This window comes from Halomonas sp. A11-A (assembly GCF_003182195.1).
GTDB lineage: Bacteria > Pseudomonadota > Gammaproteobacteria > Pseudomonadales > Halomonadaceae > Halomonas > Halomonas alkalicola.
The window spans coordinates 432,513-449,085 of the sequence record NZ_QGTM01000001.1; the positions used below are offsets into that span (position 1 = coordinate 432,513).

The window sequence follows — 16,573 nt, forward strand, 5'->3', positions numbered from 1 at the left end:
GGGCTCCTGAACCGCCGCTTCCAGTGGCGTAGACTATCGCCTTTCGATGCCCGCCAGGGAAGGGAGCCCCGCCGATCATGTTGACGCTGATTCATACCGCCGACTGGCACCTTGGCCAGACGTTCCACGGCCAGGAGCGCCACGCCGAGCACCGCGCCTTTCTCGCCTGGCTGCTCGACACCCTGGCCGCGCGCCAGGCCGACGCCCTGCTGGTGGCCGGCGACATCTTCGACGTGGTCAACCCCTCGCTTGCCGCCCAGGAGCTGCTCTACGACTTCATCGTCTCCGCCCACGAGCGGCTGCCGCGGCTGGATATCGTACTGATCGCCGGCAACCACGACAGCGGCAACCGCATAGAGCTGCCCGCCCCGCTGATGCGCCGGCTGCGCACCCACGCCCTGGGGCGGGTGAGCTGGCTCGACGACGGCCGCCTCGATGCCGAGCGCCTGCTGGTGCCGCTCACCGACGCCGCCGGCGAGACCCTCGCCTGGTGCCTGGCGCTGCCCTTCCTGCGCCCCGCCGAAGTGACCGGCGCGGCGCTGGCAAGCCGCGACGACGACAGCGGGCCCGGCGACGCCGCCGACGCGAATGACTACGTGGCCGGTATCACCCGGGTGCATCGCCAACTGATCGCCGCCGCCGAGGCGCGCCGCGAACCGGGCCAGGCACTGGTGGCCATGAGCCACGCACACCTGCACGGTGCGGCGGTCTCCGAGGCCAGCGAGCGACCCATCGTGATCGGCGGCGAGGAATCGATCTCCGCCGCCCTCTTTCCCCCGGCCATCGCCTACGTGGCACTGGGCCACCTGCACCGCGCCCAGCAGGTGGGCGAGGCGCGCATCCGCTACAGCGGCAGCCCCCTGCCGCTGGACTTCAGCGAGGTGGCCTACCCCCACCAGGTGGTGGAGGTGACCCTGGACGGCGAGTCGCTGGCCGAGGCCACGGCGATCCCGGTACCGCGCCCCGTGGCCATGCATCGTATTGGCCCCGGCCCCATCGATAGCGTGCTGGCCGAGCTCGAGGCCCTGGAGGACGACCCGGCGCTGCCGAAGGAGCGCTGGCCCTGGCTGGAGGTGCGGGTCGCGCTCGAGGCCCCCCTCCCCGACCTGCGCGCCCGGGTGGAGACCGCACTCAAGGACAAGGCGGTGCGCCTGCTGCGCCTGGAGCGCCGCCTGCCCACCGTCGAGGGAGACGCCGCCGCGGCCCGGGTCGACCTGGAGAGCCTGGGCCCGCGCAGGCTCTTCGAGCGCACCTGGGAGGCGCGCTGGGGCGAGCCGCCGGGCGACGACGTGCTGGCCGACTTCGACCGCCTGCGCCAGGAGGTGCTGGACGCCGGCGACAGCGAGGCGAGTGGCCGGGAGGCGCAGCCATGAAGATCCTTGCCCTGCGCCTGGAGAACCTGGCCTCGCTGCCGGGGCCCCTCGAGCTCGACTTCACCGCCTCGCCGCTCAGCGACGCCGGCCTGTTCGCCATCACCGGCCCCACCGGCGCCGGCAAGAGCACCCTTCTCGACGCCCTGTGCCTGGCGCTTTACGGCAGCACCCCGCGGCTGCGCCAGGCGCCGGCCCGTGACAGCCAGATCGATGACACCCCGGACTCCCGCCTCACCACCAGCGATGCCCGCACCCTGCTGCGCCGCGGCACCGCCAGCGGCTACGCCGAGGTGGATTTCCTGGGCCGCGACGGACGCCGCTACCGCGCCCGCTGGGCGGTGCGCCGCGCCCGGGAGAAGGCCACCGGCCGCCTGCAGGCGGCGGAGCAATCGCTCACCGACCTCGACGACGAGCGCCTGCTGACCGCCCAGAAGCGCGAGTTCGAGCGCCTGCTGCCGGAGCGACTGGGGCTCACCTTCGACCAGTTCACCCGCGCCGTGCTGCTGGCCCAGAGCGAGTTCGCCGCCTTCCTCCAGGCCGACGACAACGCCCGAAGCGACCTGCTGGAGCGCCTCACCGGCACCGCCGAGTACTCCGAGATCTCCATGGCCGCCTACCGCCGCGCCAGCGAGGCGCGAAAGACGGTGGAGGCCCTGGAGGCGAAGCTTGCCGACGATCTGCCCGCCGAGCCCGAAGCCCGTGCAGAGTTCGAGCGTGCCGCCGAGGCCACCCAGCAAGCCCTCACTCACCTGCAGACCCAGGCAGAGTCGCTCCAGGCGACGCGCCGCTGGCACGAGGAGGACGACCGGCGCCACGCGGCCCATGCCGAGGGCCTGGCGCAACAGCAGGCCGCCGAGGCGACCTGGCAGGGGCTCGCCGAGGCCCGCCGCGACCGCGACTGGCGCCGGCTGATCGCCCCCCGGCGGCACGCCCTGGCCCGCCAGGCGGCCCTGCCCGCCGAGCTCGACGCCCTGGCGGCAACCCGGCGCGAGACCGACGCGGCACTGGCCACCGCCGAGGCCGAGCACAAGGCCGCCGGGCGCGCCCTGGCCGAGGCCGAGCAGGCCCTCACGCACGCCGGCGAGGCACGCCAGCGCGCCGAACCGGCCCTTCATGAGGCCCGGGCGCACCAGCACGCCCTCAGCCAGCGCCAGCGCGAGCTGGCCGAGTGCGAGACCCAGCTCACCCAAGCCCGGGCGCAGGCCGCCAAGCTGAGTGACGACCACCAGCGCGAGCAGGCCGCCCAGCAGAAGCGCCATGAGCAGCAGCGTCAGTGGCAGGCGGCCCTGGCCGAGCTGGTGGGTGAGCACTCACACCTGGCGGCCGCCCGCCAGGCCGGCCAGCAGGCCCACGATCGGGCCGCCGCTCGCACCCTCGCCCTGGAGGCGCTGGCCAGCCGCTGGCAGGAATACCAGCGTGCCGAAGAGGCGTGCCGCCACCAGGCTCACCAGCAAACGACCGACCGCGAGCGGCGCGAGCGCCTGCTGGCCGAGGGGCAGACGGCTCGCCAGGCCCTCGACCGGGCCCAGGGCCACCTGGAGAGCGTCACCGCCCTGATCGAGCGCAGCCGCGCCGTACGCAGCGAGAGCGTGGCCCGGCTGCGCGATGGCCTGCGGGAAGGCGAGCCCTGTCCCGTCTGCGGTGGGCAGGACCACCCCTGGCGCCATCAGCCACCGGCCACCCCCGAGGCGGCTCAGCTCGCCGCCCAGGAGGCCGAGGAGGGGCGCCAGCTCGAGGCCGCCCGGCAGGCCCGCGACGATGCCCAGGCCCGGCGCGACACCCTGCTGGGCGAGTACCGCGCCCTGGAGGCCGCCCTTGCCCAGGGCGAGCGGACGCTGGCAGGCGCCGAAGCGCGCCTGGCGGAGGCCCGCACGGGCCTGAGGGAGCACCCGCTCCACGACGAGCTCGACGCCGTGGAAGCGCCGGCCCGGGCGGCCTGGCTGCAGACCCGACGCCACGAGAGCGAGGCGAGCCGCCGGCAGGCCCAGCAGAACCTCGAAGCACTGGCCCGGGCCGAGGCCGAGCTCGCCCCCCTGGAGGAGTCGCTGCGCCAGGGTGAGCTGGCCCTCACTCGCCTGGAGGGCGATAAGGCCAGGGCCGACCGCGACCTGGCGGAACTGGAACGGCACCTCCCCGAGCTGCAGCGCCAGCATGACGACACCCAGCGTGCCCTGCGCGCCCTGCTCGGCGAGCACGCCTCGGCGGAGGCGTGGCAGCAGCGACTCAACGCCACCGAGGCCGAGGCCCGTCAGGCCCGGGACGGCGCGCTGGCCCGCCGCCACGCCGCCGAACAGGCGCAGCAGCGCCTGGCCCAGCGACAGGAGCACCTGGCGGAGCGGCTCAACGCCCTGCAGCAGGAGCGCGACGACCTCGCCCGCGAACTCGCCGACTGGCGGGCCCAGCACCCCGCGCTGGACGACGCTACCCTCGCGCGGTTGCTGGCCCAGGACGACGCCGAGGCCCGGGAGGAGGAGCGCAACATCGAGGCGGCCGACCAGGCTCGCCAGCAGGCCGGCGCCGCCCTGGCCGAGCGGCGCCGGGCGCTGCTCGCCCACCGCCGCGACGGGGGGCTGGGCGAGCCAGGGTCAGAAGAGGAAGAGACCGACGACGAGGCGCTGCTGAGCGAGCGCACCGCCGAGGCAATCGCCCAGCGCCGGGAGGCACTGGCGGCGCGCCAGGCCGAGCTCGCCCCGCGGCTGGCGGCCGCCCAGGGCGAGCGTGACGCCGCCGCCTTCGCGCTGGCCGACGACGACCGCCGCCGTGAGCGGCAGCGGGCCGGCCAAGGCGAGCTGGGAGCCGCCCGGGCCGAGTACCGCCGCTGGGGCCGGATCAGCGAGCTGATCGGCTCCGCCGACGGCAAGGTGTTCCGGCGCATCGCCCAGGCCTACAACCTGGAGCAGCTGCTGGAGCACGCCAACTCCCACCTGGCGGGGCTGACCCGCCGCTACCGCCTGGCGCGGGGCGGATCGCCCTTGGGCCTGCTGGTGGTGGATCAGGACATGGGCGACGAGACGCGCTCGGTGCACTCGCTTTCCGGCGGCGAGACCTTCCTGGTCTCCCTGGCGCTCGCCCTGGGGCTCGCCTCCATGGCCTCCGGCGAGCTCACCATCGAGTCGCTGTTTATCGACGAGGGGTTCGGCAGCCTGGACCCGCAGTCGCTGGCCCTGGCCATGGAGGCGCTGGACGGCCTGCAGGCGCTGGGCCGCCGGGTGGGAGTGATCTCCCACGTGCAGGAGATGCACGAGCGCATCCCGGTGCAGATAAGAGTGGAACCGCAGGGCAACGGCACCAGCCGCGCGCGCATCGTCAGCGCCTGAGAGGCTACCCGGGGGCTCGGTGGTCGCCCCGGGGCCTACTCCCTCCAGGGCAGCGGCGGCGGCATCAGCCGCTCCTCGTCGCTGAAGCCGGCAACGCGGCCGAAGCGCTCGCCGCCGGCTTCCCATTCGCGCTGAGCCTCGACGATCTCCGCCTTGCTGTGGCCGACGAAGTTCCACCAGATCAGCACCTCCTCGCCCAGCGGCTCGCCGCCGATCAGCAGCACTCGGGCGCCTGCCGGCAGGGCCAGGGTCATCGCATCGCGCCCGCGGCCCAGGTAGGCCAGCTCGTCCACGGCGAGCGCCTCCCCTTCCAGGCTCGGCGCGCCCTCCAGGGGCAGCAGGGCGTACTCGAACTCGGGCCGCAGCGGCAGGGTCAGCGTTGCCTCGCACTCGACGGCGAGGTCCACCCCCACCAGGGGCGAAAAGGTGAGCGTGGGCGCCTCGCGGCCGGCCAGCTCACCCACCAGCAGCGTCAGGGTGACGCCCTCCTCCTGCCAGGTCGGCAGCTCGGGGTAGTGGTCGAAGCGCGGCGCGGTATCGCGATGGGCGTGCGGCAGGGCGATCCACAGCTGGGCCGCATGGAGCTGCGGGTCCTCCGGCAGCGACTGCTCGGTGTGGCTGATGCCGCGCCCGGCGGTCATCAGGTTGACCTGGCCCGGGCGGATCACCTGCTCGCTGCCCAGGCTGTCGCGGTGCAGCACCTCGCCGGCGATCATCCAGGTGAAGGTCTGCAGGCCGATATGGGGGTGCGGCCCCACCTGCATGCCGCGGCTGTTGCCCTTGAAGACCGCAGGCCCGGCGTGATCCAGGAAGCACCAGGCCCCCACCAGGCGCCGCTGCCGCGAGGGCAGCACCCGGTGGATGGGAATGCCGCCCACCTCGGCCTTGCGTGCCGGCACATGCTGCACCTGGCGCCGGCCCTCCACCACCGGGCAGTCCAGCGATGACGACGCCGCGGCGTCCTTGATCTGGTTGCTCATGGGGTGCTCCTCGGGTTCGTGGCCTTCTGACCTCACCATAGCCCGCCGTGGGCTTGCCGTCCGCCGGGATTTCCCGGGCTCAGAGGGCGGCAGGGCCCACGGGCACGATCCCGGTCGGGTTCAGCGCCTTGATGGAGTAGTAGCCCGCCTTGATGTGCTCGAGGTTGACCGTCTCGGCGATGCCCTCCAGCGCCAGGAGGCGGTGCAGATAGGCGTGCAGGGCCGGCATGTCACTCAGGGTGTTGCGGTTGCACTTGAAGAGCCCGTGGTAGGCCGCATCGAAGCGCACCAGGGTCACGAAGAGGCGGATATCGCTTTCGGTCAGTGCCTCGCCGAACAGATAGGAGCGCCCGTCGCCGAGGCGCGCCTCCAGCGCATCGAGCCGGGCGAAGACCTTGCCGTAGGCCTCCTCATAGGCCGGCTGGCTGGAGGCGAAGCCGGCCTGGTAGACGCCGTTGTTCAGCTCGGTGTAGATGACGTTGTTGAGGGCGTCGATCTCCGCGGCCAGGTGGTCGGGATAGAGGTCCGGTCCCCGGTCGACCAGATGCGAGAAGGCGCCGTTGAGCATGCGCAGGATATCGGCCGACTCGTTGTTGACGAGGGTGTCGGTGTGGGTGTCCCACAGCACCGGCACCGTGGCGCGGCCGCTGACCTCGGGGTCGGCGCGGGTATAGAGCTCATGCAGGTAGCGGGCGCCGTGATGGGGGTCCTCGTCGGCGCCGGGAAAGCCACCGAACTGCCAGCCCTGGTCGGTGAGGCGCGGGTTGACCACGGTGACGCCGATCAGCGCCTCGAGCCCCTTGAGCCGGCGTGCCATCAGGACCCGGGAGGCCCAAGGGCAGATATAGGCGACATAGAGGTGATAGCGCCCGGGCTCGGCCTTGAAGCCGCCCCTGCCGGTGGGGCCGGGGGTGCCGTCCGGGGTGATCCAGTGGCGGAAGGTCGAGGTCTGGCGAATGAAGCGCCCCTCGTCGTCCTTCGCCTGAACCGGCTGCCAGTTCTCCTGCCAGATGCCGTTGACCAGCATGTTGCGTCCTCCAGGTGGTGAGGCACCCGCCGTCATGGGCGGGTGCCGGGTCGGGTCAGCCGCTTAGTCGGCTCAGAACCGCTTCGCGACCAGGCCATCCAGCGAGAACCGGCCGGCGCCCTGAAGGGTGAGCGCCACGGTGGCGGCGAGCAGGGCCAGGGCGAACTCGTAGCCGCCGTTGGCGATGAACAGACCGTGGCTGATATGCACGCTGAAGATCGCCACCAGCATGGTGAAGGCGGAGACCAGCGCCGCGGGGCGGGTCAGCAGGCCGAGCATCAGCGCCAGGCCGCCGAAGAATTCCGCACCGCCGGCCAGCAGCGCCATCAGCAGGCCGGGTGCCAGCCCGATGCTCTCCATCCACTGGGCGGTGCCCGCCAGGCCATGGCCGCCGAACCAGCCGAAGAGCTTCTGGGCGCCGTGGGCGGCCAGTATCAGGCCAACGGGGATGCGCAGGGCCAGGGCGCCGTAGCCGCCGGTGGTGTCGAACAGGGACTTCACGAGCTGGGTCTTCATGGGGTCTTCCTCATCAGGGTGTCTCGGGGAGCCGAGGCGGCGGGTGGCCTCGAGCGATGAGGCCACTCTACTCTCGCCAATAAGGCGGAATAAGCGCGAAGACATTGCATGACTATCAATAAAATGTTGATAATCACCACTCCCCCCTTCCGCAGGAGCCCGCCATGGACCGCCTCGACGCCATGCGCACCTTCGTCACCGTGGTGGCCGAGGGGAGCTTCACCCGAGCCGCCGAGCGCCTGGCGCTCTCCCCGCAGCTGGTCAGCAAGTATGTCTCGCAGCTGGAAGAGCACCTGGGGGTGCGCCTGCTCAACCGCACCACCCGCCGGCTGCACCTGACCGAGGCGGGGGCCGCCTATCGGCAGCGCGCCGAGCAGGTGCTGGCCGAGATCGACGACATGGAGAGCGAGCTTGGCGAGCTGCAGGGCCAGGCCCGCGGGCGGCTGCGCATCAGTGCCCCGGTCTCCTTCGCTATCCGCCACCTGGCGCCGCTGATCAACGACTTCCAGCGGGCCCACCCCGCCGTGGACATCGACCTGCAGCTCAACGACCGCAAGGTGGATATCGTCGAGGAGGGGTTCGATATCGCCCTGCGCATCGGGCGGCTGAAGAGCTCCTCGCTGATCGCCCGGCGTATCGCACCGGTGCGCCTGGTGCTGTGCGCCTCGCCCGGCTACCTGGCGGCCCAAGGCACGCCCGAGCACCCGAGGGAGCTCGCCGGGCACCGCTTCCTGCGCTACCGCTACATGGAGGAGAGTCAGGAACCGCTGCTGAAGTGGCTGCCACGCAGCGGCGGCGGAGGAAGAACGGGCAGCGAGCTGACCAGCAACAACGGCGACGTGCTGGTGGAGGCCGCCGTGGGGGGGGCCGGTATCGCCCTGCAGCCGACCTTCCTCTGCGGCGACGCCATCCGCCAGGGGCGGCTCGCGATCGTGCTGCCCGAGCATGAGCCCGAATCGCTCGGGCTCTATGCGGTGTACGCCCACCGCCAGCTGCTGGCCAGCAAGGTGCGCCACTTCGTGGACTTCCTGGAGGGGTACTTCGGCGACCCGCCCTACTGGGATCGCTTCTGAGGCGGGGCCACCCTCGCTCTTGCCATCACCCGCACGCCGCTGGTGCTCAGGGGCCAAATGCGAAGGGTGACCGGCGGGGCCAGGCTCTGGTTAGATGACACTCTTGTCAGAGACCCCCGCCGCCCTCCCCCACCGCCACTCGGAGCCCGCTCATGTCTCGCGCCCTCGATATCCCCGCCGCCGACGGCACCATCGACGCCCATCTCTTCACGCCCGCAGGCGCCGAAGGCCCCCTCCCGGCCGTGGTGCTGTTCACCGATATCGGCGGCCTGCGCCCCTGCTATCACGAGAAGGCCCAGCGCATCGCCGACAACGGCTATGCGGTGCTGATGCCCAACGTCTACTACCGCGATGCCCGCGGGGTCGTGGTGCCGGAGGGCAAGTCCTTCCGCGACCCGGACGTGCGCCCGACGCTGTTCGGCTATGCCGCTCACCTCACGCCCGAGGCGCAGTCCCGCGACTTCGCTGCCCTGCTCGGCTGCCTCGATGGCGAACCCGAATTCGCCGCGGGCAAGATCGGTGTGGTGGGCTACTGCATGACCGGCGCCTTCGCCCTGCGCATGGCGGCCGACTACCCCGACCGCGTTGCCGCCGCGGCCGGCTTCCACTCGGCCCGGCTGGCGGAGGCCGGCGACCCGGCGAGCCCCGTCAACGTGGTCAACCGCATCCAGGGGCGCGTCTATCTCGGCCACGCCGACCAGGACGAACTGCTGCCGGCCGAGCAGATCGCCCGCATGGACGAAGCCCTGGCTGCGGCCGGCGTGCACTTCATCACCGAGCTCTACCGGGGCGCCGCCCACGGCTTCACCGCCAAGGACGCCCCCTCCTATGACGCCGCCACCGACGCCCTGCACCACCGGCGGCTGGCCATGCTGCTGGAAGAGACCCTGTAGCGCCGACACCCGAAGAGCGAGCCCGCCATGGACGAACTGGAGCTACTGGCCGACCTGCACCGCCACAACGAACGCCAGGGGCCCGGCGGCCAGGCTGAAACCCGGCTCGCGCTCCAGCTCGCTGGGCTCTGCGGGCGGCGCGACCTCGCCATCGCCGATCTGGGCTGCGGCACCGGCGCCTCCACCCTGGTGCTCGCCGAGGCGCTCGATGCCCAGATCGTGGCGGCGGATTTCCTCGAGCCATTTCTCGACATCTTGAAGGCCCGCGCCCTCGAGGCTGGCCTGGCCGAGCGCATCACTCCCCGCCACGCCTCCATGGAGGCGCTCGACTTCGCGCCGGAATCGCTGGATGCCATCTGGTCTGAAGGGGCGATCTACAACATCGGCTTTGCCCGCGGCGTGCGCGAGTGGCGCCGCTTTCTCAAGCCCGGCGGGGTCCTGGCGGTCTCCGAACTCACCTGGCTCACCGAACAGCGACCGGCCGAGCTCGACGCCTTCTGGCGCGCCCAGTACCCCGAAGTGGACACCGCCTCGGCCAAGCTCGCCGTGCTGGAGCGCCACGGCTATTCACCGCTCGGCTACTTCGTGCTGCCGCCACACTGCTGGCGAGAGCACTACTACCGCCCGCTGCAGGAGCGCGTCCCGGCCTTCCTCGAGGACCATGGCAACAGCCCCGTCGCCCGAGCCATCGTCGAGGAGCAGCAGCAGGAGATCGAACTGTACGAACGCTATGGCGAGTATTTCGGCTATGGGTTCTATATCGCCAGGAAGGTTGCCGAGGGGTGACGAAGCCAGGGCAATAGACAGCCGCTTGCGGCCAGGAGCGGCCTTTCAGCCGGAACCACCAACTCAGCACGGCTGCTGTTAAGCAAACCTTGGTTTTCTTTACATGGTGATCCAAGCAGTAGGCTCTGCCAAGGACTTGCTCCTCCCACACAGACCCACAGTGGTAGCATGTCAGCAACGTGAACAGGCAGGGAGCTAGAAGATGAACGCCAAGGACGAAGAGCTGCGCCGACTGGAAGCATTGGTTTCTCAGTACGACCAACGCCAAGCGCTACGCGGCGAGCTAGTCTTCGGTGCCATCAATGACGATGGACGCCTCGATGTCGCCACGCCGTTCTTCGAAGACGCGGACTATGAAGCGCTCAAGGCTAGCGGCCTGCGTGACGCGCTGATCGGCCTGCTGGATGACATGATGGATGAGCGCTCGGCCCACGGCGCCGAGCAGGCCCATGACGGCATCCTGCGTCTGGGGAGCGGTAAGGTAGTGCTGGAGTGGCTGCCTGAAGGTGCTTCTCGCGATGCGGCCGATGCGCGCCGGGATGACTGGGACCTGATCCCATGGCTGATCGAGCGGTTGGGCCTTGTGCAGTACGAGGCTATCGAGTGGAAGAAGGCCCAAGCCGCTGAGAAGCACGAAGGTGATACGTCGCAATGGAAGCGCGAGATTTGGCTGAGCCCCGACAAGAACAGGGCCATCAAGACTGCTCTGGCTGAAGAAGGTCAGCGCCTCGGGTTTCAGGTGCTACCGGCTGGTAGCCGCGGAGAATGGCTCTATGACCTGGTGTGGCGTCGCTTGGATGCCAACCGAAACCTGGTCGGCATACCATTGGCGGTAGAGATCGAGATGTCCGACAACCGTCTCTGGGGCATCCGCTACGACTTCAACAAGCTCCTCCAGGCCCAGGCTGACCACAAGCTGATGGTCTTCCAGGTACAGACCCAGGAAGAGGTCGAGGCTGTCTTCGAGCGTCTGAAAGAGTCCATTGATGTCTACCCGCATGGGTCGCCCTGCCGATACCTCCTGTGCGGATGGAGCACTCAGCAGAATGCCTTCCACTTCGAGGAACGCAGTGCTCAGCCAGCACCAGTGCAAAATTAAACGCCCCTTTTCTTAACATAGAAAACTTTACGCATTTTCTTTACACGAAACCGCCCCTCCAGGACCTTCTGGATGTCATTTTCAGAAGGCGACCGCACGGAGTGTCAGGAGTCGGCTGCACGGTCAGCTGGAGTGTCGGGCTGGCTGGCCTTCAAGGCGGCATAGAGAGCCGTCTTGCTGACCTTGATCCGTGCGGCGGCCTCGCGGACGTTCAGCCCATTGGCGAGGTGGTCTTTTGCCCGCTTCAGCTTGTCGTCGGTGACGACGGGCTTGCGTCCACCTTTGCGCCCACGGGCGGCGGCAGCGGCCAGCCCCGCCTTGGTGCGATCACGGATCAGGTCACGCTCGAACTGCCCCAGGGCGCCGAACACGTGGAAGATCAACCGTCCACCCGGCGTGGTGGTATCGATGGCTTCGGTCAGCGACCGGAAGCCGACACCACGCGCCTCCAGGGTGCTGACCACCTCGATCAGATGCGGCAGCGAGCGTCCCAGCCGATCCAGTCGCCACACCACCAGCACATCACCGTCGCGTAGAAATTCCAGGGCAGCCGTCAGGCCGGGGCGTTCCGCCTTGGCCCCGGAGACGGTGTCATCGAAGATCCGCTCGCATCCTTCCTTGAGAAGCGCATCGGTCTGCAAGGCGGCGTCCTGCTCCGCCGTCGAGACCCGCGCATAGCCGATCAGTGCCATATGCCGCCATTTTGTCCGTTAATCCGTCCGCTTATCTTATTGTCCGACAACCCATCAAACAAGCCTATTCTCGGACAATGTCCGGCTTGGCCGTCTAATGATCGTTTGACGGACAAGAGTACATCATTCGCAGGAGCTCTGAGCAAGCGGGTTGTCGCTTTGGACAAATACGTTTCCCTATTGATAGATTTCTAATTCTAGTAGCTTGAGATCTGCGCATGAACATATCATAATTTAGCGACACCTAAATCTGCCCGACTGATGGGGCCAAGTTTCCAAGCGGATAGTCAATAACACGGGATCCGACAAACAATGAATAAACACTATTATTATCTTCTCGATGTTTTCACTGACCGAGCATTTTCTGGAAACCCGCTCGCGGTGTTTCCGCGTTCCGACGAGCTAGATTCCAACAAGATGCAGGCCATAGCCAACGAATTGAACCTATCCGAGACTGTCTTCGTTGGCGAGGCGATTGCTCCTGCGTGTTACCCTATCCGCATCTTTACGCCAACCATGGAACTGCCCTTCGCCGGTCATCCGGTGATAGGCACCGCCCACTTACTGGCGGAGCTGGACATGGCAAAGCGCGACCGCCCACTTACGCTGAAAGCTGATGTCGGATCCTTAATGGTGGACTACGATCATGACCTGGCCCGTTTCACCGCAGCGGTGCCGGTGGAGATCCAAGCCAGCACACTGAATCAAGCGACCGCGGAGGAACTGCTCGGTCTCAATGCCGGAGAGATTAGTAGCGAACCAGTACTGGCTTCCTGTGGACTCCCTTACCATCTAATCGAGCTCGACTCCCAGGAAGCCCTAGGCCGGGCCCGGCCCTCGCCCAAAGCTTGGTCGGAGTGGGTATCACCTAGCGGCTACGAACAGATTTATCTCTATGTACTCGAAAAATCTTCTGGCCAGGAACATTCGATACACAGTCGCATGTTCTCCACAGAAGGCGGTGTTCGTGAAGACCCTGCTACCGGGAGTGCCGCAGCAGCGTTGGTAGGATATCTCGCAGAAGCTATACCACGTCCTGATCTATATCAGTGGAGAATCCGTCAAGGAATAGAGGTGGGCCGCCCCAGCCTCATCTTCGCAGAAACAGAGCGAAACGATAATGCTTCATTGATCCGCATCGCTGGGCAAGCAGTGATCGTCGGTAACGGCACACTATATCCCAGATTGAGAAACTCTCACTGAGTCTCGAATTTTTGGATATAAGAGCATAAAGTTATTTGGTTTTTTGGAGGCGCTGAGCAATCAGCGTTCCTATAACGACATCAATACTGGCTTCCAGAAGGCCATAGCCATTGCCAGGAATAGACCGAGTCATAGGCGGCGCAACCTCAATTTTTTTCAATACCTGGTTCGACGCTCAGGGCAGACTCTGCATGTGACCTTAGCGGAGAGTATCAATGAGCCTTTCCCTGATTTTACCCATGTCTGCCTACGCCTTGGCTAGCTCCATATCCCCTGGGCCGGTTAATCTTGTTTGCTTAAGCAGTGGCACACGCTATCCGGTTCCCCAAGGCCTGATCTTTGTGACCGGCGCCACCTTGGGCTTTACTGCGCTGTTCATTGCCGTGGGATTGGGCCTTTACTCGCTTCTGACGGTAGTGCCTGTTGCCGAACAGTTGTTGCGATTGGGTGGCATAGCCTTCCTACTGTACCTGAGTGTAAAACTGGTCATGGACAGCGGCCAACTGCCAGAGAATGGCACAGAGAAGGCTCCCGGTTTCGGTACCGGGGCGCTAATGCAGTGGCTTAACCCCAAGGCCTGGCTGGCCTCGGCTTCCGGCATAGGCGCCTACACCAGCGCGAACGACCTGCAGCAAATCCTGCTATTCGCCATAATTTATCTCCCGATCTGCTGGCTGTCACTCGCCTGCTGGGTATATGCCGGTGCATTTATGCGCCGCTATGTTCATAAACCTATAATACTGGTCACTATAAATCGTATATTGGCCTTACTTCTCGCCATCAGTTGCATTTATCTGCTGATGGGATGAGGCGTTCCGATATTGGTTTGGCGTTGCGGCCATCAAACGCTTGAAAGTGCGCTGGAAGTGCGGTTGGTCAGCAAAACCTGCGTTCATGGCCGCCTCCACAATGGGGGTGCCGTTTTTCAGCTCACGGCGTCCGAGTTGAACACGCCGGTTCACCAAGTAGGCATGGGGTGTCAGACCAAAATACTGCCTGAACGCACGAATCAAGTGGCCGGCACTGTAACCGGAAATCTCGCAAAGCGTATCGAGCGAAACATCCTCCGCCGCATGATCATCCAGATAATTGGCCAACACCACCAATGCTTGCGGTGCCCTTTTATCCTGAATCTCAGGTAGTGTTGCCAACACTTGCATCAAGTCTGACAGAAACCCCACTGTCTCTGTCTGTTTTTCCAGAAGCTCACGCTGCGGGTCCAGAAGGCAGCCCGCCATGCGACAATAGCGTTCATACCATATTGGCTCAGAGATTGTTGCCGTATGGATGTCCTGCCACTTCCGTTCCGGAAGTAAACCCGCCTGAAACCACAAATCCGTCAGCCAGTCGATATCCACATACAGCATCAGGTACGCCCACGGCTGACTGTCGATGGGATTGCAGGCATGGACCCACTCCGGATTCATGAGCACAAGGTCGCCAGCACTCACCCGGCAATGATCATTCCGATACTGAAAGGTGCTTTCACCTCCAGTGATGGCTCCAATCGACCACTGGGTGTGACTGTGAGGGTAATAACACACCTGGCGACCGTCCTCAACATTGCGCAACTCCACGTGAGGCATGCGACTTTCTCGCCAGAATAGAGGTTTACTTTGACTTCTCATAAATTATAACTCCCCTGATATTTTGTTTCCGACTTTCCGTATTCTTCAATAAGCAGGTGACAACAATTATCGCTTCGTGAATCCGAATTTGGCGGCCTCATAGCAACATAAATTCCGATGAAATAGAGTGGACTGTAGTGCGTCAATCTGGGTGAGAAACCAGCGACCATAACGCCATCGAGTCGGCGTCACACAGCCAACCACACTGTCCGGCCAACTGATGGATGATAAATTATCCAAACAACGTCACGACCGCCCCGTAGGTCGCTATCCCGGCTGCGACCGGCCAGCCCAGGGTGCGCGTGCGCCACCAGACGGCGAGGGTCGCTAGCATACCGATGACAGTGGCCAACCAGGCGAGGGGCCCGGGTGTCACTGGCACCAGCGAGACTCCAAACACAGCGGCGACCATCAGCGATCCAAGCAGGCTCAGCCATTGGGGCATGGCCTCGGGGGCGTCGTCACCGAGCCGCTTGAGGCGGCGCTGCATCCACAGTAGCGGCAATAGGCGCATCAGCAAGGTACCTAGCGCAGCGGCTAGCACGGCGATCCACAGGGCATTACTCATGGTGGTCTCCTTGCATGGCGGTGTCGAATTTCACGAACTGGAAACACAACATGCCGCATACGGCGGCGAGGGGAATCGCTACGTTGGTCAAACCCAGGAGCGTCAGCAGCAGGGAGCTGGCGATGGTAACGCTCAACGCCAGGCTCCAGCGCCGGGAGGTGAAGCGGGGCGCCACCAGCACCAGAAACAGAGTGGGCAGGGCGAAGGGTAGGATCTCGCCCATCAGCGCCCAGCGGGCGACCAGCTCACCGCCGGCCAAGGCCCCAAGCGCCGTGCCGCCGACCCAGATCGCCCAGGCCAGCAGGGCGGCACCGGTGAACCAGCCGAGGCGCTGTGCTTCCGGCAGCTGGGGCAGGCGAGCGTGGGCCAGGGCGAAGACCTGATCGGTCAAGGTGTGCATCAACCAGCCCCACCAACGGCTGGAAGTTAGCCAAGGCGCCAGATTGGGGGCGTAGACCACATGGCGCAGGTTGATCAACAGCGTCATTGCCACCACCAGCCACAGCGGAGATCCGGCAGCGATCATGCCGACGAACAGGAACTGTGACGCGCCGGCATAAAATAACGTTGAGATGATCACCGCCTCCCAGGCATTGAAGCCGGCTTGGGTGGCGATCAGCCCGAAGGAGATGGCCACCGGCACATAGCCGCCCAGCAGCGGAATAGCCTCGCGCATGCCGGAAAGCCAAGGTCGGACCGGCGAGGTGGCGGCTTGCAGGCTCATGAGGTGGGCTCCTCATGATAGATGACACTGACCAGTAACGTGGCCCAGGTGTCTCCAGTTCGGTAGAGGTGGGGCAGGTCGGCGGCAAAGGTGAGGCTGTCGCCGGCGGAGAGTGGCAGGGTCTCACCCTCCGGCCCGGCCTCCAGGCTGCCACTGATCAGGGTAAGGGTTTCTCGCGCGCCGGAGGTGTGGGGCTCGGCGTGTCGCGTGGTGTGGGGCGCGCAACGCATCCAGTAGGCATCGACCTGAGGCGTATCCTGGCCTTGATCAAGCAGGCGCACCTCCACGCCGTCTTCTCCCAGTGGCACGCGGATTGGTGCTACTAGGGTGCCGAAGGGGACTTTCAACTGCACCGCTAGGCGCCAGATGGTGTCGAGTGTGGGGTTGCCGTTGCCCTGCTCAAGACGTGACAGGTTCGACTTGGCGATGCCGGCGGCGGCGGCTAATTGCGACAGTGATAGGCCTCGCGCCAGGCGCAGAGCCTGAAGATGTTGGCCCAAGGTACCGAGTGAGAGCATGTCCATAGTGGGCGGCCTCGAGTTGTTCCTTTAAAAGAACGTTCTATAAAAGGAACAGAGGCCTGTCAACCGCTCCCCTAGCCCGGATGTTGCACCGGGTCAGTCAGAAGTCCTCAGATGCCAGGCTCGGTGGGGATAAAAGGGATCTGGGGTGGAGTTTGGCTGTTTTTTGATCA

At 66.2% G+C, this 16,573-nt stretch carries 16 protein-coding genes; 8 read left to right on the plus strand and 8 right to left on the minus strand.

Annotated elements, in window-relative coordinates; all coding sequences use genetic code 11:
* Positions 1–77 precede the first annotated feature (77 nt).
* Positions 78–1,373: an exonuclease SbcCD subunit D C-terminal domain-containing protein gene (locus tag DER72_RS02035; protein WP_110068336.1), complete on the plus strand. Its 1,296-nt coding sequence runs from the start codon at positions 78–80 to the stop codon at positions 1,371–1,373.
* A complete protein-coding gene (locus DER72_RS02040) occupies positions 1,370–4,690 on the plus strand; it encodes an AAA family ATPase (protein WP_110068337.1) in 3,321 nt (1,106 codons plus the stop codon). Before DER72_RS02035 ends, DER72_RS02040 begins: the two co-directional genes overlap by 4 nt.
* Positions 4,691–4,725: 35 nt before the next feature.
* Here DER72_RS02040 and DER72_RS02045 read toward each other — a convergent pair whose 3' ends face one another.
* The 3 genes from DER72_RS02045 to DER72_RS02055 all read right to left on the minus strand — a co-directional run bounded on the left by DER72_RS02045 (position 4,726) and on the right by DER72_RS02055 (position 7,213).
* On the minus strand, positions 4,726–5,670 hold the full coding sequence (locus tag DER72_RS02045) for a pirin family protein (protein WP_110068338.1): 945 nt from the start codon (positions 5,668–5,670) through the stop codon (positions 4,726–4,728).
* 79 nt (positions 5,671–5,749) lie between these two features.
* Positions 5,750–6,697, minus strand: a complete 948-nt coding sequence (locus DER72_RS02050) for a glutathione S-transferase family protein (RefSeq protein WP_110068339.1) — start codon at positions 6,695–6,697, stop codon at positions 5,750–5,752.
* A gap of 72 nt (positions 6,698–6,769) precedes the next feature.
* Positions 6,770–7,213: a DoxX family protein gene (locus DER72_RS02055; protein WP_110068340.1), complete on the minus strand. Its 444-nt coding sequence runs from the start codon at positions 7,211–7,213 to the stop codon at positions 6,770–6,772.
* Between the two features lie 164 nt (positions 7,214–7,377).
* Between DER72_RS02055 and DER72_RS02060 the strand changes: the two genes are divergently transcribed.
* From DER72_RS02060 to DER72_RS02075, 4 genes are all read left to right on the plus strand, one after another.
* A complete protein-coding gene (locus tag DER72_RS02060) occupies positions 7,378–8,286 on the plus strand; it encodes a LysR family transcriptional regulator (protein ID WP_110068341.1) in 909 nt (302 codons plus the stop codon).
* A 152-nt stretch (positions 8,287–8,438) separates the two neighbouring features.
* Positions 8,439–9,179 carry a dienelactone hydrolase family protein gene (locus tag DER72_RS02065; protein ID WP_110068342.1) on the plus strand — a complete coding sequence of 247 codons (741 nt, stop codon included), beginning with the start codon at positions 8,439–8,441 and terminating at the stop codon, positions 9,177–9,179.
* A 27-nt stretch (positions 9,180–9,206) separates the two neighbouring features.
* Entirely contained in the window at positions 9,207–9,965 is a 759-nt protein-coding gene (locus DER72_RS02070; protein WP_110068343.1) for a class I SAM-dependent methyltransferase, read from the plus strand.
* Between the two features lie 202 nt (positions 9,966–10,167).
* Positions 10,168–11,064 carry a hypothetical protein gene (locus DER72_RS02075; RefSeq protein WP_110068344.1) on the plus strand — a complete coding sequence of 299 codons (897 nt, stop codon included), beginning with the start codon at positions 10,168–10,170 and terminating at the stop codon, positions 11,062–11,064.
* A 104-nt stretch (positions 11,065–11,168) separates the two neighbouring features.
* Here the strand turns inward: DER72_RS02075 and DER72_RS02080 are convergent, their stop codons facing one another.
* The gene (locus DER72_RS02080) at positions 11,169–11,756 is read right to left on the minus strand and encodes a recombinase family protein (RefSeq protein WP_110068345.1); all 588 of its coding nucleotides are present in this window, start codon (positions 11,754–11,756) and stop codon (positions 11,169–11,171) included.
* A gap of 312 nt (positions 11,757–12,068) precedes the next feature.
* On the opposite strand from DER72_RS02080, the gene DER72_RS02085 reads away from it, so the two are divergent.
* Positions 12,069–12,959, plus strand: a complete 891-nt coding sequence (locus tag DER72_RS02085) for a PhzF family phenazine biosynthesis protein (protein WP_110068346.1) — start codon at positions 12,069–12,071, stop codon at positions 12,957–12,959.
* A 215-nt stretch (positions 12,960–13,174) separates the two neighbouring features.
* Positions 13,175–13,768, plus strand: coding sequence for a LysE family translocator (locus DER72_RS02090; RefSeq protein ID WP_110068347.1), 594 nt, complete (start codon positions 13,175–13,177; stop codon positions 13,766–13,768).
* Here DER72_RS02090 and DER72_RS02095 read toward each other — a convergent pair.
* The 4 genes from DER72_RS02095 to DER72_RS02110 all read right to left on the minus strand — a co-directional run bounded on the left by DER72_RS02095 (position 13,727) and on the right by DER72_RS02110 (position 16,403).
* The gene (locus DER72_RS02095) at positions 13,727–14,545 is read right to left on the minus strand and encodes an AraC family transcriptional regulator (protein ID WP_309064148.1); all 819 of its coding nucleotides are present in this window, start codon (positions 14,543–14,545) and stop codon (positions 13,727–13,729) included. The two genes, DER72_RS02090 and DER72_RS02095, sit on opposite strands and share 42 nt — an antisense overlap.
* 274 nt (positions 14,546–14,819) lie before the next feature.
* Positions 14,820–15,155, minus strand: a complete 336-nt coding sequence (locus tag DER72_RS02100) for an AzlD domain-containing protein (protein ID WP_110068349.1) — start codon at positions 15,153–15,155, stop codon at positions 14,820–14,822.
* Positions 15,148–15,879, minus strand: a complete 732-nt coding sequence (locus DER72_RS02105) for an AzlC family ABC transporter permease (protein ID WP_110068350.1) — start codon at positions 15,877–15,879, stop codon at positions 15,148–15,150. Before DER72_RS02105 ends, DER72_RS02100 begins: the two co-directional genes overlap by 8 nt.
* Entirely contained in the window at positions 15,876–16,403 is a 528-nt protein-coding gene (locus DER72_RS02110; protein ID WP_110068351.1) for a helix-turn-helix domain-containing protein, read from the minus strand. The genes DER72_RS02105 and DER72_RS02110 overlap by 4 nt, the downstream gene beginning before the upstream one ends.
* Positions 16,404–16,573 lie beyond the last annotated feature (170 nt).